The sequence below is a fragment of the Actinoplanes sp. NPDC049668 genome (assembly GCF_044465445.1).
Taxonomy (GTDB): Bacteria; Actinomycetota; Actinomycetes; order Mycobacteriales; family Micromonosporaceae; genus Actinoplanes.
In genome coordinates, this window is record NZ_JBITLR010000002.1 from 250,559 (window position 1) to 271,221 (window position 20,663).

A 20,663-nucleotide genomic window follows, 5' to 3' on the forward strand; every position below is an offset into this window, starting at 1 on the left:
CTATCGAAGTTCCTCGAAGCCGTGTCAGTCCAGGATCGAGATCACCGCGGCCGGGCAGTGCAGCACCGCCGAGCGGACCGCCTCGTACTGCTCGGGCGGCGGCTCCGGCTCGAGCAGGACGACGACCGCCTCCTCGGGATCGGTGTCGAAGACGGCCGGGGCGGTCAGCGCGCACGTGCCCGACCCGATGCACAGGTGGGTGTCGACGGCTACCTTCATGAGCCCTCCCAGGCATCACGTTGAGTCACCGCGTCCACACTGCATGGCGACCCCGCGCCGGTCAACATCCGCATGGATATGTACCGATCGCCGCGAAAACGGCCGGTCGCCGCCGCGTCCCGCGTGGGGTGAACAAAATCGGCTGGAGGGTTCTTCAACCATCCCCGGCATGTTGGGATTGAGGCCGTCGCACTGCGGAGCTTCGAGGAGACCACCATGATCAACCTTTCCGTCTTCCTGGAGGACAGCGCCCGGCGCTACCCGAACCGGACGGCGGTGGTCCTCGGCGACCAGCGCCTCACCTACGCCCAGGTGGACGCGGGCGCCAACCAGGTCGCCAACCTGCTGGCCTCGCGTGGCATCGGCCGCGGCGACAAGGTCGCGCTGTCGTGCCCGAACCTGCCGTACTTCCCGGTGATCTACTACGGGATCCTCAAGGCCGGCGCGGTGGTCGTGCCGCTCAACGTGCTGCTCAAGGGCCGCGAGATCGCCTACCACCTGACCGACTCCGAGGCGAAGGCGTACTTCTGCTTCCAGGGCACCGCCGACCTGCCGATGGGCGCCGAGGGCCACGCCGGTTTCGGCCAGGCCGAGGGCTGCGAGCACTTCTTCCTGGTCACCGCCGACCCGGCCGCCCCGTCGCCGATCGAGGGCGCCGAGACGCTGGGCCGGGCGCTGACCGGCCAGTCCCCCGCCTTCGAGACCGTGCCGGCGGCCGAGACGGATCCGGCGGTCATCCTCTACACCAGCGGCACCACCGGCCAGAGCAAGGGCGCCGAGCTCAGCCACTCGAACCTGATCCTCAACGCCCTGACCTGCAACCGGCTGTTCCAGGCGAAGCCCGGCACCGACACGCACCTGCTGGTGCTGCCGCTGTTCCACTCCTTCGGCTCCACGGTGAACATGAACGCGGGCTTCGCCACCGCGGCGACGCTGGTGCTGCTGCCACGCTTCGACGCCGCGGCCGCGGTCAAGCTGCTGCAGGCCGAGGACGTCACGTTCTTCGCCGGCGTGCCGACGATGTACTGGGGCCTGCTCAACGCCCTGACCGACGACGTGGACGTGGAAAAGATCGCCCGCAACATGCGGGTCGCGGTCAGCGGCGGGTCGAGCCTCCCGCTGGAGATCATCAAGGAGGTGCAGCAGCGCCTCGGGGTGACCATCCTGGAGGGCTACGGCCTGTCCGAGACCTCGCCCGTCGCGACGTTCAGCGACCCCGACAGCGACCCGCGGCCCGGCTCCATCGGCATCCCTATCTGGGGCGTCGAGCTGAAGCTGATCGACGAGTCCTGGAACACCGTCGAGGGCAGCGACGAGATCGGCGAGATCGCGATCCGCGGCCACTGCATCATGAACGGCTACTACAACCGCCCCGAGGCCACCGCCGAGGTTCTCAACAACGGCTGGTTCCGCACCGGCGACCTGGGCAGGCGCGACAAGGACGGCTTCTATTACATCGTCGACCGGGCCAAGGACATGATCATCCGCGGCGGCTTCAACGTCTACCCGCGCGAGGTCGAGGAGGTCCTGATGACCCACGAGGCGGTGTCCCTCGCCGCGGTCATCGGCGTGCCGCACCCGAGCCACGGCGAGGAGGTCAAGGCGTACGTGATCCTCAAGGAGGGCGCCGCGATCACCGAGGAGGAGCTCGTCGCCTGGAGCAAGGACCAGATGGCCGGCTACAAGTACCCACGGACGATCCAGTTCGCCGAGTCCCTGCCGATGACCGCGACGGGCAAACTCCTCAAGCGCGCCCTCACCTGACCCACCACCGCCGGTCCGACCTGGCGGATCGCGGGAAGCGCACCCGGAGGGGGACTCTCCGGGTGCCGTTTCCTGCGTAGAATCGGCCGCTCCACCCCGTCGTGAAGATCGTTTGCACCCGTGCGGCACAGTGGCGGGGGTGAGTGCCCGACCACGCACTGCATCGACGGAGGAAGCTTGAGCACAGCGCAGCTGGATCGCGCGGTTCCGGCCGCGGCGGACACCCGCGCCGGTGTCCTCGACCGCGTCGGGCGGCTGCGCCACACCTCCCCCGGGCGCCTCCAGCTGATCCTCGCCGTCCTGGTCTCGCTCGCGCTGCTGACCGGCCTCGTCACCGGCCTGACCGCGGCCGCGGCGGCGAACGGCACCGACGACCTCGGTAACCGGGCGCAGCCGCTGCTCGTCGAGGCCGAGACCATCTACTCCGCGCTCGCCGACGCCGACACCACCGCCGCGCAGGCCTTCCTCGCCGGTGGCCTCGAGCCGACCGCGCTGACCCGCCGTTACGAGGACGACCTCGACCGGGCCAACGCCGCGCTGACCTCGGCCGCCCGGCGCACGCCCGAGCAGGGCCGCTCCGCCGACGCGATCCGGCGGCTGTCCGCCGACGTCACCCGGTACGCGGGCCTGGTGTCCAGCGCCCGCGCCAACAACCGGCAGGGCCTACCGATCGGCGCGTCGTACCTCTCCTCCGCGTCCGCGCTGAGCCGGGACTCCCTGCAGCCGCAGGCGCAGGCGCTGCTGCAGGCCGCGCGCGGCGAGGTCGACGACGGCTACGGCGCCGCGCGCAGCTCCTGGTGGGCGGCGCTGCTGGTGGTCCTGCTGATCGCCCTGCTCGGCGCGCTGCTGCGGGCACAGCTCTATCTGAGCCGGGCCACGCACCGGACGTTCAACCTGCCGCTGGTCGCCGCGACCGCCGGCACGGTGGTCCTCGCGCTCGCCGTCGGCGGGGTGCTGATCGCGCAGCGCGCCCATCTGTCCGAAGCCGACACCGAGGGCTCGCGGCCGGTCGCCCTGCTCGCCGAGGCCCGCATCGCCGCTCTGCGCGAACGCGGCGACGAGGCGCTGACCCTGGCCGCCCGCTCCGGCGAGGGCACCCTCGAGAAGGACTTCGACGCCACCACCGGGCAGCTGAACGACCTGCTCGCCGACGCCGCCGAGGCCGTGCCGGGCGGCCTCGCGGGGCAGGCCGTGCGTTCGGCGATCACCCGGCACCGCGCCTACGTGAGCGCACACGACCAGGTCCGCGAGCTCGACAACGGCGCCGACTACGACGGCGCGGTCGCGCTGGCGATCGGCGCGCAGACGTCACAGACGTTCACCGGCCTCACCGACGACATCGGCCGCGCGCTGGAGAACCGCAAGGCCGTGTTCAGCGACGAGATCGGCGACGCCGGGCGCGGCCTGGGCCCGCTCACCGTGCTCGGCCCGCTGCTCGCCCTGATCGTCTGCGGCCTCGTCATCGCCGGCATGCGGGCCCGACTCGAGGAGTACCGCTGATGCACACCCGCGCCGCCCTCGCCGTCGCCGCCCTCGCCGTGCTCGCCGCCGCCGGCTGCGCCGGGGACTCCTCGCCGCTGCCGGGCCGGCCGACCACGTCCGCCGGCCCCTCGGCGACCGCCGCGGCCGGGCCCGCCGACACGTCCTGCAAGCCGCGGGCGAGCCTGCGCCCCGCCGGCGCGCTGCCCGCGCCGGGCCGGATGCCGGCCGGCAGCTACATGGCGGAGATCCAGAAACGCGGCCGGCTGGTGCTCGGCACCAGCCAGGACACGCTGCTGTTCAGCTCCCGCAACCCGTTCACCGGCAAGGTCGAGGGCTTCGACGTGGACATGGGCCGGCAGGTCGCCCAGGCCATCTTCGGCGATCCCGACAAGATCCAGATCAAGGTCATCGGGTACGACAAGAGGGTGAGCTCGGTCCTGGACGGCTCCGTCGACATCGTCGCGGACACCATGACCGCGAACTGCGCCCGCTGGAAGGACGTCAACTTCTCCAGCATCTACTACGACGCCGGGCAGAAGGTGCTGGTCTCCAAGGACTCGAAGGCCAAGAGCATCGACGACCTCGGCGGCCGCAAGGTCTGCGCGGCCAAGGGCTCCACTTCGTACGACAACATCGGCAAGGTGGCGAGCAGACCGATCGCCGTCGACCGGCCCGGCTTCGGCGACTGCCTGGTCGCCTTCCAGCAGAACGAGGTCGACGCCATCTCCACCGACGACACGATCCTGGTCGGCCTGGCCGCGCAGGACCCGTACGCGAAGGTGGTCGGCCCGCGCTTCACCGACGAGCCGTACGGCATGGCGATGCCGAAGGAGCACGAGGACTTCACCCGGTTCGTCAACGCGGTGCTGGCCAAGAATCGCGCGAACGGCACCTGGAAGGCCACCTACGAGCGGTGGCTCGGCGACTTCGGCGCCGCGCCGCGGCCGCCCGCGGCCGAGTACCGGGACTGACACCGTGACCGCGCCGACCCAGCAGCTGATCGGCCGCGCCGACGGCGAGCTGATGCGCCTCGAGGCGGCCGCGGCCGCGATGGCCACCAACCTGGTCGACCTCGACGACAACGCCGCGCGCAAGGACCTCGACCGGGGCCCGCTGACCGGCCGGACCGCCGCGGCCTGGGCCGACGCCACCACCGCGCTGACCCAGCTCTGGGACGGCTACCGGATGCTGACCGCGCTGATCACCGCGGCGCGGGCCGCGCGCGACCAGCGCCGGTTCACCGACGCCGAGAAGGCCGCCTACGTGCACCAGGTGCTCGGCCGCTCGGTCACGCTCTCCACCCGGACGGTGCCGCTGGCGCAGCGCGGGCTGCTCGGCGCCGGGCAGATCAGCACCACCTGCTCCCCCGCCGAGCTGCTCGCCGCGATGGAGGCCGCGTTCAGGACCGCTGTCGACGTCGCCGAGCGGGCGGGCGAGGTGTGGCACCGCCTGATGCCCGAGGCCGCCACCGTCGCGTCGTCGCTCGGCCACCTGCGCACGCTGACCCGCTCGGCCACCCTGGACGAGGCCGACCGCCGGCTCGGTGACTTCACCTCGGCGCTGGCCACGGACCCGCTGGGCTGCGACGAGACGGCTCTGGCCACCGTACGCACGCTGCTGGACCGTGCCGACGCCGAGCGCACGTCGGCCGGCGAGCTGCGCGAGGCACTCACCCAGCGTCTCACCGACGCGCACGCCCTGGCCGACCAGCTCGCCGAGGCGGCGGGCGCGGCCGCGGCGGCGCAGCAGAGCGTCGCCGGCCGCTTCGCCGACTCCGCCGTCGCGACGGCGGCCGGTCCCGACCTGCGTCCCGACCTGGCCGCGCTCGACGCGCTCGCCGCCGCCGGGCACTGGGCGCTGATCAGCCCCCGGCTCGCCGACTGGACCCGGCGGGCCCGCGAGCGGCTCGAGGCCCTGCGCGGCGCCGCCGCCCGCAACGCCGCGATGCTCGGCTCCCGCAACGAGCTGCGCGGGCGGCTCGACGCCTACCAGGCGAAGGCCGGCCGCCGCGGCCTCGCCGAGGACCCCGCGCTCGCGCCGCTCGCCGAGCGGGCGCGCGCCTCGCTCTACACCGCGCCCTGCGATCTCGACGCCGCGCGGGCGGCCGTGAACGCGTACCAGGACGCGGTGGCCCGCCGCACCGCAACGACCGCGAGGGACGGACTCCTGTGAGATGCCAGCGCGACTGTCCGGGCGCCATCCAGGACGGTTACTGCGACACCTGCGGCATGGCCCCGCCGAAGGCCGCCGCGCCGGCGCCGAGGCAGCGCACCGCGACCGCGCCCTCGGTGCGCACCGCCGCGCTGTCCACGCGTACGGGTGGATCGGTGCGCGGCGGCAGCGGCCGCACCGGCAGCCGGCGGCGACGCTTCGGCGGCGGCCTGGTCGACGTCGCGCCGCTGCCGGAGCGCGACCCGGCCACCGCCATCATGGCGGTCGCGGAGGTGCCGGAGGAGAAGCGGTACTGCGCGAAGTGCGCCAACCCGGTCGGCCGCGCCCGCGGCGACCGGCCCGGGCGCACCGCCGGCTTCTGCCCGTCATGCGGCGAGGCCTTCAACTTCACCCCGAAGCTGGCCAAGGGCGACCTGGTCGGCAGCCAGTACGAGGTGATCGGCGCGCTCGCGCACGGCGGGCTCGGCTGGATCTACCTGGCCAACGACAAGCGCGTCTCGGACCGCTGGGTGGTGCTCAAGGGCCTGCTCAACTCCGGCGACGAGGACGCCCTCGCGGCCGCGGTGGCCGAGCAGCGGTTCCTCGCCGAGGTCGAGCACCCGAACATCGTGAAGATCTACAACTTCGTCGAGCACGACGGCGCCGGCTACATCGTCATGGAGTACGTCGGGGGCGAGTCGCTCAAGGGCATGCTCAAGGACCGCCGCGCGGCCAACGGCAACCAGCCGGACCCGCTGCCGCTGGATCAGGCGCTCGCCTACGTCCTGGAGATCATGCCGGCGTTCGGCTACCTGCACGACCGCGGCCTGATCTTCTGCGACTTCAAGCCGGACAACGTCATCCAGACCGGCGACCAGGTCAAGCTCATCGACCTCGGCGGCGTCGTGCACATCGACGACCAGGACGCCGCCCTGTACGGCACGGTCGGCTACCAGGCCCCGGAGATGGCGCAGGCCGGGCCGTCCGTCCAGTCCGACCTCTACACGATCGGCCGCACCCTCGCCGTGCTCACCACCGACTTCCGCGGCTACCAGAGCACGTTCAAGCAGAGCCTGCCGGACCGCGGCGAGTTCGACGTCTACCGCGAGCACGAGTCGTTCTACCGGCTGCTGGACCGGGCCACCCGGATCGACCCGGCCGAACGCTTCGTCGACGCCGGGGAGATGTCCGAGCAGATGCTCGGCGTGCTGCGCGAGGTGCTCGCCGCCGACGGCGAGCCGCGCCCGTCCACGTCCCGGCTGTTCACCGGCGAGCTGCGCACCGACCCGCGCAGCGACGAGCCGAACTGGCGGTTCCTGCCCGCCCCGATGATCGACCTGACCGACCCGTCGGCCGCGTTCCTGGCCTCGGTGACGGTGACCGATCCGCAGGAGGTGCTCACCCTGCTCGGCAAGGCGCCGCAGAACACGTTCGAGGTGCAGCTGCGGGCCCTGCGCGCGCTGATCGACCTGGGCGCCGCCGGCACCGGTCCGGCCGCGTTCGCCGACGCCGCCCGGCTGCGCGACACGATCACCGCGGCGGCCGCCGGCGACTGGCGCCTCGCCTGGTACGACGGCGTCCTGGCGCTGGCCTCCGGCGACCTGGGCCGGGCGCGGGAGCGGTTCGACGCGGTCTACTCGGCGCTGCCCGGCGAGCTCGCCCCGAAGCTGGCCCTGGGGCTGGCCCTCGAGCTGGCGCGGCGCCCCGCGGAGGCGGCCGGCTACTACGACGTGGTGAGCCGCACCGATCCGGCGTACACGACCGCCGCGGCGGGGCTGGCCCGGTGCCGGCTCGCCACCGGTGACCGGGACGGGGCCGTCGAGGCGTACAACCGGGTGCCGGGCACCTCGGCCGCGTACCGCAGCTCGCAGGTCGGTGCGGTCCGGGCGCTGGTGCACGCGCACCCGTCGGCCGCGGCCGACGTCGCGGCCCTGGCCGCGGCGGCCGCGCTGATCGACCGGCTGGAGATGGAGTCCGCGCAGCTCGCGGCCCTGCGGGCCGAGCTGCTCGAGCGGGCCCTGAGCACGCTGACCGCCGGCACCTCGGTGCCGGCCGCGGTGCTGGGCACCAGCGGCGACGGCGCCGCGGGCGAGCGGGACGTGCGCTTCGCGCTCGAGGGCGCGTACCGGGAGATGGCCCGGGCCGCGCACGGGCCGGAGAAGATCCGCCTGGTCGACCAGGCCAACGCCGCCCGGCCGAGGACCCGCACGTGATCGCCCAGGAGGACTGCCCGTCCTGCGCCGACGAGCGGGCCGCGGGCGCCGCGTTCTGCGAGAACTGCGGCAAGGCGCTGGCCACCGGCGCGGGGCTGGCCATCGGCAAGGACTGCCCGTCCTGCGGCGCGGCCGGGGTCGTCGGCGACGACGGCTACTGCGGCAACTGCGGCCTGCTCGCCGCCCGGCCCCGGGACCACGTCGAGGCCGACGGCGGCGCCGTCGCGGCCGCGGTGACCGACCGCGGCCGGCGGCACCACCGCAACGAGGACGCGATGTGGCTGGCCACCCGGGGCGCGGACGTCGACGTGGTGGTCTGCGACGGGGTGTCCTCGTCGTTCGACCCGGACGTCGCGTCCGAGACCGCCGCCGAGGCCGCCGGCAAGGCGCTGACCCTGGCCGCGACCGAGCTCGCGGAGAGCATCGGCGCGGCCATCGTCGGCGCCGGCAGCGCCGTCGCCGTGCTGGCCACGACCGGCGACCCGCGCCGGGCCACGTCCAACCCGGCCTGCACGATCGTCGCGGCCTGCGTGCGGGGCACCGAGATCGGGTACGGGTGGGTCGGCGACAGCCGGGCGTACTGGGTGCCCGCCGCGGGCGCCGCCGTGCAGCTCACCGAGGACGACTCGTGGGCGACACACGTGATCGCCCTCGGCGCCGACCAGCGGGCGGCCTGGAACGACCCGAAGGCGCACGCCATCACCGCCTGGCTGGGCGCGGACGCGGGCACGGTCGCGCCGCGCACCGGCACGTTCTACGCCGAGGTGCCCGGGCACCTCGTGCTGTGCAGCGACGGCCTGTGGAACTACCTGATCGAGCCGGCCGTCTTCGCGCACACCGTCCGGTCCGCCCTGCGCGACACCGACGGCCTGCTGGCGGCGGCGCGGTCCCTGGTCGGCATCGCCAACGCCGCGGGCGGCGCCGACAACATCACCGTCGCCCTTGTTCCCGTCAACACTCCAGACAGCTGAGGGAGAGTCCGTGCCGTACACCGCCGAGGCGTTCCAGAACGAGTTCCTCGCCCTGGGCGCGACCGAAGTCAACGCCATCGTCACCGTCGCCTCGTCGGGCGCCGAGGGCGGGCGGCGTACGGCCGGCGCCACCGAGATCATCATCGTGGACTGCTCGGGCTCGATGATGGCCGAGGGCCGGATGGCCGCCGCCCGGCAGGCCGCCAAGGCCGCGGTGAACTGCATCGACGACGGCGTCCGCTTCGCCATCATCGCCGGCGTGAGCACCGCGCAGCAGCTCTTCCCGGCCCCCGGCGAGCTCGCCGTCGCCACGCCGGAGAGCCGCGCCCGGGCGGTCGGCGCGATCGACCGGCTGCAGGCCAACGGCGGCACCGCGATCGGCGCCTGGCTGCGGCTCGCCGGCCAGCTCTTCGCGCAGCGGCCCGGCGACATCGCGCACGCCATCCTGCTCACCGACGGCGAGAACGGCGAGTACCAGGGCTACCTGGAGAGCGTGCTGGCCGAGATCGGCGGCAGCTTCACCTGCGACTGCCGCGGCGTCGGGACCAACTGGACGGTCTCCGAGCTGCGCAAGGTAGCGGCGGCGATGCTGGGCACCGTCGACATCGTCGCCCGGCCGCAGGACCTGACCGTGGCGTTCGAGCAGATGATGACCGCCGCCATGGGCAAGACGGCCGCCGACGTGCAGCTCAAGGTCTGGACCCCGGTGAACTCGACGGTCCGCTTCGTCAAGCAGGTCGAGCCGCAGGTGGCCGACCTGACCGGCAAGCGGGTCGCGGACGGGCCCCGGGCCGGGCGCTACCCGCTCGGCTCCTGGGGCTCGGAGAGCCGCGACTACCACGTGTGCGTCGACGTGACCGCGGGCGCGGCGGGCGACGAGATGCTCGCGGCCCGGGTGTCCGTCGTGGAGGGCGACGTGGTGCACGCGCAGACGCTGGTCCGCGCGGTGTGGACCGAGGACGCGGCGCTGTCCACCCGGATCAACCGGCAGGTCGCCCACTACACCGGGCAGGCCGAGCTGGCCGAGGCGATCCAGCAGGGCATCGAGGCCCGCAAGGCCGGCGACGACCGCACCGCGACGCTGAAGTTCGGCCGGGCCGCCCAGCTCGCGCACGAGAGCGGCAACAAGGCGACCGAGGAGCTGCTGGCCACGGTGGTCGACATCGAGGACGCGGCGACCGGAACGGTCCGGCTGCGCCGCAAGGTCGAGGCCGCCGACGAGATGGCCCTGGACACCCGCTCCACCAAGACCGTCCGGGTGGGACGGGCGCAATGACGACCTTCACCTGCCCGAAGGGCCACCCGTCCACGACGGGCGACTTCTGCGACACCTGCGGCGCGAAGATCGGCGGAACGGCGGCGTTCAGCCCGGCCACGGCCGCTCCCGCGGCCTCTTCGCCGGTCTCTTCGCCGGGCGGCGATCCGTGCCCGAACTGCGGCACGCCGCGCTCAGGGGCGGGCCGGTTCTGCGAGGACTGCGGCTTCGACCACAGCACCGGCCGGGTGCCGACCCTGGCCCAGCCGCCGGCGGCACCCACGGCGGCCGGCCGCTGGACGGCGACGGTGTACGCCGACCGCGAGTACTTCGAGGCGAACGCGATCGAGGGCGTCGACTTCCCCGAGCAGACGGACCAGCGCACCGTGACGCTGCCGCCCCCACAGGTGCGGATCGGGCGCCGCAGCGCCTCCAAGGGCACCGACCCGGAGATCGACCTCGCGGACGCCGACCCGGGGGTCTCGCACAGCCACGCGCTGCTGACCCTGAGCGTCGACGGCGTGTGGCTGGTCTCCGACCTGGGCTCGACCAACGGCACGTGGCTCAACGACGAGCAGAAGCCGCTGACCGCGGGCCAGACCCGCGGCGTCGGCGACGGCGACCGCGTACACGTCGGCGCCTGGACGACGATCACCCTGCACGCGCCGGCGGGCTGACAACCGGGTGTTTCGCCGCGCGGCCGGCCCGCGTCGCGATACGTTCGCCACCGATGAGGGACGAGCGCATCGGGACGGTGCACCGCACCCAGGTGATCGACCTGCTGGGTCAGGCTCTCGACGAGGGCCTGCTCACCATGGCGCAGCACGACGCCCGGGTGGTCGCGGTGAGCACCGCCACGTACGCGTCGGACCTGCTCGGTCAGGTGCAGGACCTGCCGCCGCGGCTGCACTGGGACCCGCGCATCGCGGCGCCGCCGACCGCGCCGAACCGTAACGCGGGCCGCACGGCGCTGATCCTCGGCCTGTTCAGCCTGCCGATGTCCTTCTGCGTGGTGGGCATCATCCCGGCCATCGCGGCGATCGTCATGAGCACCAAGGGCAGCGGCGCCCGCGGGGTCAATCCGGCCCTGCTCGGCCGGGTGCTGGGCATGATCAGCGTGGTGCTGTCGATGGGCGCCCTGCTGGCCCTGCTCTTCGTCACCTCGTCGAACACCTCGCCGTAGCTACACCGGCCAGAGCGCGGCGTGCGCGGCGTGCCACAACGCCCGGTCTGCGGCGAAGAGCGACACGCCCGGCCGCGGCCCGCGGATACCGTCGGCGCCGCCGTAGCAGCCGCCCGCCTCCTCCACGATCAGCGAGGTGGCGGCGAAGTCCCAGAGCTGCCCCCGGGTCTGCAACGCCAGGTCCAGGGTCCCGTCGGCGACCAGCAGCGCGGCGTGCACGTCCCACTCCACGATGGAGGCGACCGCGCCGAGCGGCGCGGCGATCGCCTCGTCCGCGGCGGTCACGTTCGGCGCCACCGGGATGACGCCCACGCGGCTGCCGGCGACCGTGGCGCGGCCGCCGCCCGCGCGCAGCCGCCGCTCGCCCGTACCGTCGAAACGGGCCGCGAACGCGCCGCCGCCACGCCGCGCCCACCAGAGGCCGCCCTGCGCGGGCACCGCGGCCACCCCGGCGACGATCTCGCCGGCCTCCTCGAGGGCGACCAGGACCAGCCAGCGGTCGTCGCCGCCGACGAACTGGGCCGTACCGTCGATCGGATCGATGATCCACCGGCGGGCGCCGTCGCCGGTCGCGCCGCCCTCCTCGCCCAGGATGGCGTCGCCGGGCCGGCCCTCGGCCAGCACCGCGCGGACGGCGGCCTCGACCGCCCGATCGGCCTCGGTGACGACGCTGCCGTCGGCCTTGCGCTCCTGGGGCAGGTCGGCGAGGGCGGCGAAGTACCGCAGGCCGACGGCCGCTCCCGCGAGGGTGGCCGCCCGGGCAAGTTCAAGATCGCTCTGCACCCACCCATACTGCCCGCGGCGCGGCGTCCCAGACGCCCGGCTCCTCGAGGAACGTGGTGATCTCCGTGACCCGTCCGCCGGCGGTCTCGAAGAACATCAGCGCGAACGGCTCGTACCCGCCGCCGGGCCCGGTCGGCCGCTCCTGCCGGTACGCGGTCGTGCCGTTGGCGGCGACCGGCACGAGGCGCGCGCCGCGGCAGGACCCGTCGCCGTGCCGCAGCGCCCGGGCGATCTCGTCGCGCCCGCGCAGCCACCAGGCGAACGGCGGCATGGACATGGTGGCGTCCTCGTGCAGCAGCGCCACCATCGCGGCGACGTCGTAGCGCTCGAACGCGCGGCAGTAGCGGTCGAGCAGCGCCACGGCGTCCGGGTCCAGCGGGGCGACCGGTGCGTCCCGGCGCAGGGCCGCCCTGGCCCGCTGCAGCGCGCTGGTCACCGACGCCACCGAGGCGCCCAGCAGGCCGGCCACCTCGTCGGCGTGCCAGCCGAGCACGTCGCGCAGGATGAGGACGGCCCGCTGCCGCGGCGAGAGCCGCTGCAGAGCCGCGACGAAGGCCAGCCGTACGGACTCTCGGCGCACCGCCTGCTCGGCCGGGTCCTCGCAGTCGGGCAGCACGCGGCCGTCCTCGATCGGCCGTACAAACGCACCCTCCGCCAGCGGCGCGCCGAGCGGGGAGCCGGCCCGCGCCGCGGGGCCGAGGTCGACCGCGCGGGCCCGGCGCCGGGCGCCGCGCAGCATGTCGAGGCACACGTTGGTGGCGATCGAGTACAGCCAGGTCCGCAGCGATCCGCGGTCGGCGTCGAAGCGGTCGGCGTGCCGCCAGGCCCGCAGCAGCGTCTCCTGGACCGCGTCCTCGGCCTCGGATCCGGACCCCAGCATCCGGTACGCGTACCCGGTCAGCTCGACCCGGAACTCCTCGGCCTGCACGACCCGCACGCTACCCCTACCCTGGCGACATGCATCGCAGTCGGCTGTACGGGCTCTTCGTCGACGCCCCCGCGGCCGAGGCACCCGCCGCGGCGGCGTTCTGGTCCGCCGCCCTCGGCGCGCCGGCGGCGGCCGTTCCCGGCGAGGAGCAGTTCACGATGCTCGCGGACGCGTTCCCGGGCCTGGCCGTCGGCGTGCAGTCCGTGGACGACGCGCCGCGCTACCACGTGGACATCGAGACCGACGACGTCGTGGCGGAGACGCGGCGGCTGACCGGGCTGGGCGCGACCGAGGTGGCGCGGTGGCTGGACTGCCACGTGCTGCGTGCGCCCGGCGGCCAGCTGCTGTGCGTGATTCCCGTGCACAGCGACCCGGAGTCGTTCCCGGCGCGGTCCACCGTCTGGCCCTGACTGCAAACTTCCTGCACATCCGTTTCCATTGACTCGCGCAAATGCCCATGCAAACGTTGGCCTCTGGTAAGCGCTTTCCTCCCTTTCGATTCCTGGAGCGCACCATGCGCGGACGATCCCTTGCCGCGGCCGCAGTCTCGGTCGTCGTCGCACTCGGACTCAGCACCGCCGTGCCGGCCGACGCCGCGCGGACCGGCGGTGGCCCGTCGGCCGCCGCGCTGCGGATCGCCCGGCAGCCCCTGGCACCGAACGACGGCTGGGCCGCCGCCGGCTCCGGGACCACCGGCGGCTCGGCGGCCGACGACGCGCACGTGTTCGTGGCCCGCAACCGCGCCGAGCTGCTCGCGGCGCTGGCCGGCGACGCCGCGCCGCGGATCGTCTTCGTCAGCGGGCGCTTCAGCATGAGCGTGGACGCCGCCGGGCGACCGCTCGGGTGCGCCGACTACGCCGATGCGGAGTACGACCTCGACGCGTTCCTGGCGGCGTACGATCCGGCGGTCTGGGGCCGGGCGAGCAGGCCGAGCGGTCCGCTCGAGGACGCCCGGGTCCGGTCGGCCAAGCGCCAGGGCGACCAGATCAAGATCAATGTCGGGTCCGACACGACCCTCATCGGCATCAACGGGGCCCGGATCGAGCACGGCAGCCTGATCCTGGCGAACGTCGGCAACGTCATCGTCCGCAACATCGAGTTCACCGACGCCGCCGACTGCTTCCCGGCCTGGGATCCGACCGACGGCGCCGCCGGCAACTGGAACTCGCTGTACGACCTGGTCTCGCTGACCGGCGCCACCAACGTCTGGCTCGACCACAACACGTTCAGCGACGGCAACAACCACGACGCCGACCAGCCGGTCCGGCTCGGCCGCCCGTACCAGGTGCACGACGGCGCGAGCGACATCATCCGCGGCTCCGACCTGGTCACGGTCTCCTACAACGACTACTACGACCACGACAAGACGATGCTGATCGGCTCGACCGACACCCCCGGCGTCGACGTCGGCAAGCTGCGCGTCACGGTCCACCACAACCGCTTCGCCAACGTGATCCAGCGCGCGCCGCGGGTCCGCTTCGGCCAGGTCGACGTCTACAACAACGCCTACCGGGCCACCGACGAGGAGTACGCCTACTCGCTCGGCGTCGGCGTGGAGTCCAGCATCTACGCGGAGAACAACCACTTCGTGCGCAGCGAGGACCTGCCGGACGGCGAGCTCATCCGCTACTGGAAGGGCACCCGGATCACGACCGTCGGCACGCTGGTGCAGATCGGCAGCCGGCCCGCGCGGCCGGTGGACCTGGTGGCCGCCCACAACGCGGCGCACGACCCCGACCTGGCACCGGACGCGGGCTGGGTGCCGACGCTGCGCACCCGGCTGGACCCGACGGCCGAGGTGCCCCGCATCGTCGGCGCCTCGGTGGGGATCCGCCGCCTCGGCGTCTAGCGCGACACCGCGCGCATCGCGGTGGAGGACATCGCCGCCAGCTCAGGCCGGGCGGGCAGGAACAACGTCGCCACGCCCAGGGACTCGTTCATCGCCGCGAGTTCGTACTCGCGCGCCCAGTCGGCCGAGTTCCTGAGCCCTCGGACGATCACCCGGCTTTCGTGGTGCCGGCAGTAGTCCGCGGTCAGCCCGTGCCAGGCGACCACCGAGACATTCTCCCAGTCCGCCGGAAGCAGGCCCTCGATCTCCGTCGCCCGCGCGGTGCCCGGCCGGGACGGCCGTTTGTCGTCGTTGACGGCGACCAGGACGGTCACGTGGTCGAACATGCGGCGCGACCGGTCGACGATGTCGAGGTGGCCCGGCGTGAAGGGGTCGAACGTCCCGGGATAGACGGCTCGTCGAACAGAACCGGGACCGTCGTCGAATGCATGAGGCACCGGGCCAGACTAGACGCGCCGCGCGGCGCAGGAGTGGTCCGTCAGGCGTGATCTACTACGCCCATGCCGCTGATGCTGGTGGATCTCGACAACACCCTGATCGACCGGGATGCGGCCTTCCGGGCTTCCGTAGCGGCGTTTCTGGCCGAACACGGCCTACCCGACACCGATGTCGCCTGGGTCATGGATCTCGACGCCGGCGGTTACACCGACCGCGACGCGGTTTCATCAGCCATGGTGGACAGATATGAGGGCATCGCGCCCCGGGCCGCGATCCGCGCTCTGCTCGACGACGGGGCGGCCGGCCGCGTGGTGCTGGAGAGTGCGTGCGAGCAGGCCCTGAGGTCCGCGCGTGCGCGGGGCTGGACCTGCGTGATCGTCACCAACGGCCGCACCGCGCAACAGGAGGCGAAGATCCGCAACGCCGGCCTCGACCGGCTGGTACACGGATGGGTCGTCTCGGAGACGATCGGCCACAAGAAGCCCGCCCCGGAGATCTTCCAGGCGGCCGCCGACCTCGCCCGGCTCCCCCTGCGGGATGCGTGGGTCATCGGCGACTCGCCCGAGGCCGACATCGCGGGAGCGGTTGCGCTGGGACTTCAGAGCGTGTGGGTTTCGAACGACCGGGCGTGGAGCCAGGCCGCCTACCAGCCCACGGAGGTCTGCGGCGACGTCGCTTCCGCCATCCGTCGGATCCTGCTGTAACCGCATGGACGGGGCCCGCGGAGTGCCCTCGCCGCCGTATTCTCAACTCGCACCGGACGGTGCGCCGAAGAAGGGGAAGCCATGCGGATCGCCGTGCTGGGTGCCGGTTCCTGGGGTACCACGGTCGCGTCCATCCTCACCCGCCGCGATCACGAATCGCTGATCTGGGCCCGCAATCCGGCCACGGCGGAGGAGATCAACGCCAAGCACAGCAACGGGCGCTATCTCGACGGCTTCCCGCTGCCGGGCCGGCTTCGCGCCACCTCCGACCTCGCCGAGGCGGCCGCGCACGCGGAGCTGCTCGTCGTCGGCGTGCCGACCGGGGCGTTCCGCGCCACCCTGGAGCAGGTCCGGCCGGACCTGCACCCGTGGATCCCCGTGGTGAGCCTCAGCAAGGGCCTCGAACGCGACTCGCTGCTGCGGATGACCGAGGTGATCAAGGAGGTGCTTCCGGGGCATCCGGCCGCCGCGCTCACCGGCCCCAACCTGGCCAAGGAGATAATGGCGGGCATGGCGGCGGCCACCGTGATCGCCACCGAGGACCTCACCGTCGCCACCGCGATCCAACAGGTGTTCCGGCGCGGCCTGCTGCGGGTCTACACCAACCATGACGTGATCGGCTGCGAGGTCGGGGGCGCGCTGAAGAACGTCGTGGCGATCGCCACGGGCATCGCGCAGGGCCTCGGCGTCGGCGACAACACCCGGGCCGGGGTGATCTCCCGCGGGCTCGCCGAGCTGACCACCCTCGCCGTCGCGATGGGCGGCGAGCCGCGCACGCTCGCCGGGCTGGCCGGAATGGGCGACCTGGTGGCGACGTGCATCAGCCCGCAGAGCCGCAACCGGCACGTCGGCGAGCAGCTCGGCCGCGGCCGGCGGCTGGACGACATCCTCGCCGAGATGGGCCAGGTCGCCGAGGGGGTCAAAACCGTGCACGCGGCGGTGCGGCTGGCCGACCAGCACGGGCTCGCCATGCCCATCACCCGCACGATCCACCGCGTCATCACCGGCGACATCACCGCCGAGCGCGCCTACGACGGCCTGCTGAGCACCCACCCGGCCGGCCACGAGTCCGACCCCGGCTGAGTCCACTCAGGCAGGTGGACGACATCTTGATCAGATCCACGAGTATCACGGCGTGAACCGCCACCGTTCAATTGGACGGGCTCAGCCCGGGTCCCGGGCGAAGACCAGGATGCCGTTGGCTGGGACGGTCAGGTACGCCGACTGGGCGAAACCGTGCAGCCCGGGCCCGGAGGCGTCCACCGCGCCGCCGTTGCCGGACACCCACGGGTTCGGGAAGTGGTCGTAGGCGTCGCTGTTGAAGACCTCGTGCCACCGGCCGGGCTGCGGCAATCCGAGCCGGAAGCCGTGGAACGTGGACTCCGACAGGCTGACGACCACCACCACGTCCCGGCCGGCGCCCGGCACCCAGCGCTGCCAGGCCAGCACCCGGTCGGCCGGCTGCCACACCGTCACCGGGTCCGCGCGCAGCGCCGGATGCCGCCGCCGCAGGTGGATCAGGTCGCGGGTGAAGCGCAGGAAGTCCGCCATGTGCCGGTCCTCGCCCAGCGCACCGTCCCACCAGATCAGCCGGTCGGCGCGTTCCGGGCTGTCGTTCCAGAGCTTGTCCTCGAGGAACTCCTCGCCCATGAACAGCATCGGCACGCCCGGCGCCGTCAGAAGCACACCGGTCGCCGCGCGCGCCCGGCTGCGGGCGTACCAGGATCGGGGGTTGGTGGGGTCCGCCAGCCGCGCGATGCGCGGCGCGCGGTGGTCGTCCATGTCCAGCACGAGGTCGTGATTCTCCAGGCAGTGGTACGACTGCCAGGCGTGCTCGGTCCCCGGGGTGCCCCGCAGACCCTCGCCGATCCGGCCGATGTGTACGGCCGCGCCGGCTCCCCCGGCGGCCTCGGCCAGGGTCTGCCGGACCGCGTCGCGCAGGCCGTCGCTGTAGCCGATGTCGAAGCCCATCCCGGCGGGCGGGCGCTGCACGGCGAGCCGGCGCCGCTCGCCCCAGTACTCGGCGATCTGCACGGCGGACGGCTTGCCGCGGCGCAGCTCCTCGGTCAGCTCCTGGCAGAAGAACCAGCCGCCCTTGGCGTCGATCACCGACACCTCGTCGAAGCGCAGCCCGTCGGCGTGGTAGCGGTCCAGGAACATCCGGGCGTTGTCGATCAGATAGCGGCGTACCTCGTCCCGGCCGAAGGCGAAGACGCGGCCGCCGGCCCAGCCGTCCGGCGAGAAGTAGGCGTTGTCGTGCGGGCCGGGGTCGGCGGGCAGGTCGATGTAGTCGATGCTCTGCGGGTCGAGCCCGCCGCCGGCGTGGTTGTAGACCACGTCGAAGAGGACCGCGATGCCGTACAGGTGGCAGATGTCCACGAACGCCTTGAGCTGGTTGACCTGGCCGGCCAGGTCCGCCTCGGTCAGGGCCGCGGCGCCGCGCGCGCTCAGCAAGGGCGTTGACCCTTTTCAGGTACGGCGGCAGCTCCTCGGGCGCGACGCAGTAGTCCATCTCCGGCGAGAACAGGTCGGTGCCGTTGTAGCCGAGGCTCCACTCGCCCTGGAACTCGACGACGGGCAGCGGCTGCACCGCGTTGACGCCGAGCTCCGCGAGATACGGCACCCGCTGCACCGCGTCCAGCAGCTTCGCGACCCGCTTGGCCCGCCGGTCGTTCCCGTCGTCGTCGACGGCGTGGAAGACACCGACGTGGAACTGGTAGACGATCAGGTCGGCGAAGTCAGGCGCCCGGAAGTCCGCGTCGTGCCACGGGTAGGCGCCGTGGTCGACCACCAGCGCGTCGCAGTCCGGGTAGCCGTACAGCTCCAGCTCGTGCGCCCGCGGGTCGCGCTTGAGGCCGGTGCCGCCCGGGCCCTGCACCAGGAACCGGTACTTCTCGCCCGGGCCGATGCCGGGGAAGAAGCCGGTCCAGTGCCCGGTGGCCGGGTCCTTCACCAGTTCGTCGGCGGGGCTCGGCCGGTAGCCGTCGACGCCGCCGAAGACCACGTGGACGTGCTCGGCCGCCGGCGCCCAGAACCGCATCGTGACGCCGCCGCCGATCAGGTCGGCGCCCATCGGGGTCGCCGGATCGATGTGGTCCTGGGCTGCGGGCATGCACCGACGCTAGTACTGCCACGTCACGTTCGGGAGGGCGGATCGAGGGAGTCGGTGAACACCGCCAGGATCTGGCCGCTGTGCCCGTAGGCGACGAGGCGGCCGGCGGCGATATTGGCCAGCCGGAACGAGAACGCCCGTTGGCCGGGGAACATCTCGACCAACGGGATCTCCCGCGCGGGGCCGCCCGGCGCGCTGGTGAACTCCAGCCGCGCCACCGCCCGATCGACCATCCCGTTGACTCTCACCTTGGTCGGTTCCCGGAACGTGCCGAAACGCACCGGCGCGCCGTCGGCCAGAGCGGCACAGGTTTCCGCGGTGCGGCAGTAGAAGAAGTAGCGCGGGTTGGCGGTGTCGGCCAGGCTGTAGGACTTGAAGGTCGGATCCGCCCCTGCGGGCAGCGGAAGGATCACGAAACCCGCCACCGCCGCGGCGGCCGTGGTGGCGGCCCGGAGCCAGACCCGGCGAGACCTCGCCCGGCTCGCCTGATGGACCGCGGTGACAGCGACCCCGCCGATGCCCGCCAGGCAGATCGCCACCACCCCGAGCGAGCGGGCATTCTCGAACAGGAACTGCAGACCGGGTCGCAGCGACACCGCACCGAGAAGACTTCCCAGGGACAACACCATGACCACCAGGAGGGTCGCACCGGCCGCCCTGCGCAGCCGGCCGTGCGCCGCGATCATCAGCATCGCGGCGAGGACCGTCCACAGCTGGTGATGAGTCCAGGAGACCGGGGAGGCCGCAACGGTGGCACAGCCGACGAGTACCGCCGCGCGGGCCGGCTCGCCGGCCAGAGCGACGCGGCGGGCATGCCACAGCGCGACAGCGCACACGAGCGCCACCAGCACCGCCCACAACACCGGCAGGGTCTGCGGTGCCACGCCCGCGCGCATCAGCATGCCGTGAACCGACTGGTTACCCAGCGACGCCAGATTACCGATCCGGGACGTCTGCAGCATGGTCCCGGTCCAGTACGTCCAACTGTCGCCAGGCAGGACCAGCGCGGCCGCCGCCGCACACGCGACGAAGGCACCGACCGCGCGGACCGCGTCGCGGGGCCTGCGAGCGAGGAGGAAGAAGACGACGAACAGCAGAGGCGTCAGCTTGATCGCGGCAGCCACACCGACCAGCACGCCACGGTAGCGGGCCGGGGTCAGACCCAGGGCGTCGACCAGCGCCAGCAGCACGATGAACACGCTGACCTGGCCGAAACGCAGATTGCTCTGTGCCGGCGCGGACAGCAACATCGCACAGGCGGCCGCCGCGACCAGCAGCGGCCGCCGGCCGACCGCCGCGCTGAGCCCTCGGCCCGCGGCGGCGGCGATCCCGGCGATGGCGGCGACGGTCAGGACCAGCCACACCAACCGCAACACCGGTTCGGAAACCAGGGTTATGGGTTGCAGCAGCAGCGCCGCGAACGGCGGGTAGGTGAACGGGCCGCCGTTCTCGGCGACGTAGCCGTACAACGGATGCCCGTCCTGCACGGTCTGCACCGCACCGTAGTAGATGTGCAGATCCGAGAGGCGATCATGCGGCGGGCGCTGTAACACCAGCGCGCAGGAGGCCAGCGCGACCATCCCGAACAGTGCCCAGACGGCACCGACACGG

At 73.1% G+C, this 20,663-nt stretch carries 19 protein-coding genes and 1 pseudogene; 13 read left to right on the forward strand and 7 right to left on the reverse strand.

From position 1 onward, the window contains the following. Nucleotides 1-24: 24 nt before the first annotated feature. Nucleotides 25-219 carry a ferredoxin gene (locus tag ACIBSW_RS08170; protein WP_354722379.1) on the reverse strand — a complete coding sequence of 65 codons (195 nt, stop codon included), beginning with the start codon at nucleotides 217-219 and terminating at the stop codon, nucleotides 25-27. A gap of 216 nt (nucleotides 220-435) precedes the next feature. On the opposite strand from ACIBSW_RS08170, the gene ACIBSW_RS08175 reads away from it, so the two are divergent. From ACIBSW_RS08175 to ACIBSW_RS08215, 9 genes are all read left to right on the forward strand, one after another. Next, complete coding sequence (locus tag ACIBSW_RS08175; protein ID WP_354722380.1) at nucleotides 436-1,983, forward strand: long-chain fatty acid--CoA ligase; 1,548 nt, start codon at nucleotides 436-438, stop codon at nucleotides 1,981-1,983. A gap of 177 nt (nucleotides 1,984-2,160) precedes the next feature. After that, the gene (locus ACIBSW_RS08180) at nucleotides 2,161-3,483 is read left to right on the forward strand and encodes a hypothetical protein (RefSeq protein WP_354722381.1); all 1,323 of its coding nucleotides are present in this window, start codon (nucleotides 2,161-2,163) and stop codon (nucleotides 3,481-3,483) included. Continuing rightward, complete coding sequence (locus ACIBSW_RS08185; protein WP_354722382.1) at nucleotides 3,483-4,436, forward strand: glutamate ABC transporter substrate-binding protein; 954 nt, start codon at nucleotides 3,483-3,485, stop codon at nucleotides 4,434-4,436. The genes ACIBSW_RS08180 and ACIBSW_RS08185 overlap by 1 nt, the downstream gene beginning before the upstream one ends. A gap of 4 nt (nucleotides 4,437-4,440) precedes the next feature. After that, nucleotides 4,441-5,637: a hypothetical protein gene (locus ACIBSW_RS08190; protein ID WP_354722383.1), complete on the forward strand. Its 1,197-nt coding sequence runs from the start codon at nucleotides 4,441-4,443 to the stop codon at nucleotides 5,635-5,637. A 56-nt stretch (nucleotides 5,638-5,693) separates the two neighbouring features. Then, the gene (locus ACIBSW_RS08195; RefSeq protein WP_354722384.1) at nucleotides 5,694-7,829 is read left to right on the forward strand and encodes a tetratricopeptide repeat protein; all 2,136 of its coding nucleotides are present in this window, start codon (nucleotides 5,694-5,696) and stop codon (nucleotides 7,827-7,829) included. Further along, complete coding sequence (locus tag ACIBSW_RS08200; protein ID WP_354722385.1) at nucleotides 7,826-8,800, forward strand: protein phosphatase 2C domain-containing protein; 975 nt, start codon at nucleotides 7,826-7,828, stop codon at nucleotides 8,798-8,800. Before ACIBSW_RS08195 ends, ACIBSW_RS08200 begins: the two co-directional genes overlap by 4 nt. Before the next feature lie 10 nt (nucleotides 8,801-8,810). Then, nucleotides 8,811-10,076, forward strand: a complete 1,266-nt coding sequence (locus tag ACIBSW_RS08205) for a VWA domain-containing protein (protein WP_354722386.1) — start codon at nucleotides 8,811-8,813, stop codon at nucleotides 10,074-10,076. Further along, nucleotides 10,073-10,732: an FHA domain-containing protein gene (locus ACIBSW_RS08210; RefSeq protein WP_354722387.1), complete on the forward strand. Its 660-nt coding sequence runs from the start codon at nucleotides 10,073-10,075 to the stop codon at nucleotides 10,730-10,732. The genes ACIBSW_RS08205 and ACIBSW_RS08210 overlap by 4 nt, the downstream gene beginning before the upstream one ends. Nucleotides 10,733-10,785: 53 nt before the next feature. After that, nucleotides 10,786-11,238: a DUF1707 domain-containing protein gene (locus ACIBSW_RS08215; protein WP_354722388.1), complete on the forward strand. Its 453-nt coding sequence runs from the start codon at nucleotides 10,786-10,788 to the stop codon at nucleotides 11,236-11,238. Here ACIBSW_RS08215 and ACIBSW_RS08220 read toward each other — a convergent pair whose 3' ends face one another. Both ACIBSW_RS08220 and ACIBSW_RS08225 read right to left on the reverse strand, forming a co-directional pair. Then, nucleotides 11,239-12,021, reverse strand: coding sequence for an inositol monophosphatase family protein (locus ACIBSW_RS08220; RefSeq protein WP_354722389.1), 783 nt, complete (start codon nucleotides 12,019-12,021; stop codon nucleotides 11,239-11,241). Continuing rightward, nucleotides 12,005-12,958, reverse strand: coding sequence for an RNA polymerase subunit sigma-70 (locus ACIBSW_RS08225; RefSeq protein WP_354722390.1), 954 nt, complete (start codon nucleotides 12,956-12,958; stop codon nucleotides 12,005-12,007). The genes ACIBSW_RS08220 and ACIBSW_RS08225 overlap by 17 nt, the downstream gene beginning before the upstream one ends. A 20-nt stretch (nucleotides 12,959-12,978) precedes the next feature. Between ACIBSW_RS08225 and ACIBSW_RS08230 the strand changes: the two genes are divergently transcribed. Both ACIBSW_RS08230 and ACIBSW_RS08235 read left to right on the forward strand, forming a co-directional pair. Beyond that, the gene (locus ACIBSW_RS08230; RefSeq protein ID WP_354722391.1) at nucleotides 12,979-13,359 is read left to right on the forward strand and encodes a VOC family protein; all 381 of its coding nucleotides are present in this window, start codon (nucleotides 12,979-12,981) and stop codon (nucleotides 13,357-13,359) included. A gap of 104 nt (nucleotides 13,360-13,463) precedes the next feature. Continuing rightward, nucleotides 13,464-14,798, forward strand: coding sequence for a pectate lyase (locus ACIBSW_RS08235; protein WP_354722392.1), 1,335 nt, complete (start codon nucleotides 13,464-13,466; stop codon nucleotides 14,796-14,798). Here ACIBSW_RS08235 and coaD read toward each other — a convergent pair. Continuing rightward, complete coding sequence (coaD, locus tag ACIBSW_RS08240) at nucleotides 14,795-15,235, reverse strand: pantetheine-phosphate adenylyltransferase (RefSeq protein ID WP_354722393.1); 441 nt, start codon at nucleotides 15,233-15,235, stop codon at nucleotides 14,795-14,797. The two genes, ACIBSW_RS08235 and coaD, sit on opposite strands and share 4 nt — an antisense overlap. A gap of 63 nt (nucleotides 15,236-15,298) precedes the next feature. Between coaD and ACIBSW_RS08245 the strand changes: the two genes are divergently transcribed. Further along, complete coding sequence (locus tag ACIBSW_RS08245; protein WP_354722394.1) at nucleotides 15,299-15,940, forward strand: HAD family hydrolase; 642 nt, start codon at nucleotides 15,299-15,301, stop codon at nucleotides 15,938-15,940. 81 nt (nucleotides 15,941-16,021) lie between these two features. Continuing rightward, entirely contained in the window at nucleotides 16,022-17,023 is a 1,002-nt protein-coding gene (locus ACIBSW_RS08250) for an NAD(P)H-dependent glycerol-3-phosphate dehydrogenase (RefSeq protein WP_354722395.1), read from the forward strand. Between the two features lie 81 nt (nucleotides 17,024-17,104). Here the strand turns inward: ACIBSW_RS08250 and ACIBSW_RS08255 are convergent, their stop codons facing one another. The 3 genes and pseudogenes from ACIBSW_RS08255 to ACIBSW_RS08265 form a co-directional block, all read right to left on the reverse strand. Then, a complete protein-coding gene (locus ACIBSW_RS08255; protein WP_354722396.1) occupies nucleotides 17,105-18,394 on the reverse strand; it encodes an alpha amylase C-terminal domain-containing protein in 1,290 nt (429 codons plus the stop codon). A gap of 397 nt (nucleotides 18,395-18,791) precedes the next feature. Beyond that, nucleotides 18,792-19,052: pseudogene (locus ACIBSW_RS08260) on the reverse strand (hypothetical protein); the annotation flags it as partial. Nucleotides 19,053-19,075: 23 nt separating this feature from the next. Further along, complete coding sequence (locus tag ACIBSW_RS08265) at nucleotides 19,076-20,632, reverse strand: glycosyltransferase 87 family protein (RefSeq protein WP_354722397.1); 1,557 nt, start codon at nucleotides 20,630-20,632, stop codon at nucleotides 19,076-19,078. Between the last annotated feature and the right edge of the window lie 31 nt (nucleotides 20,633-20,663).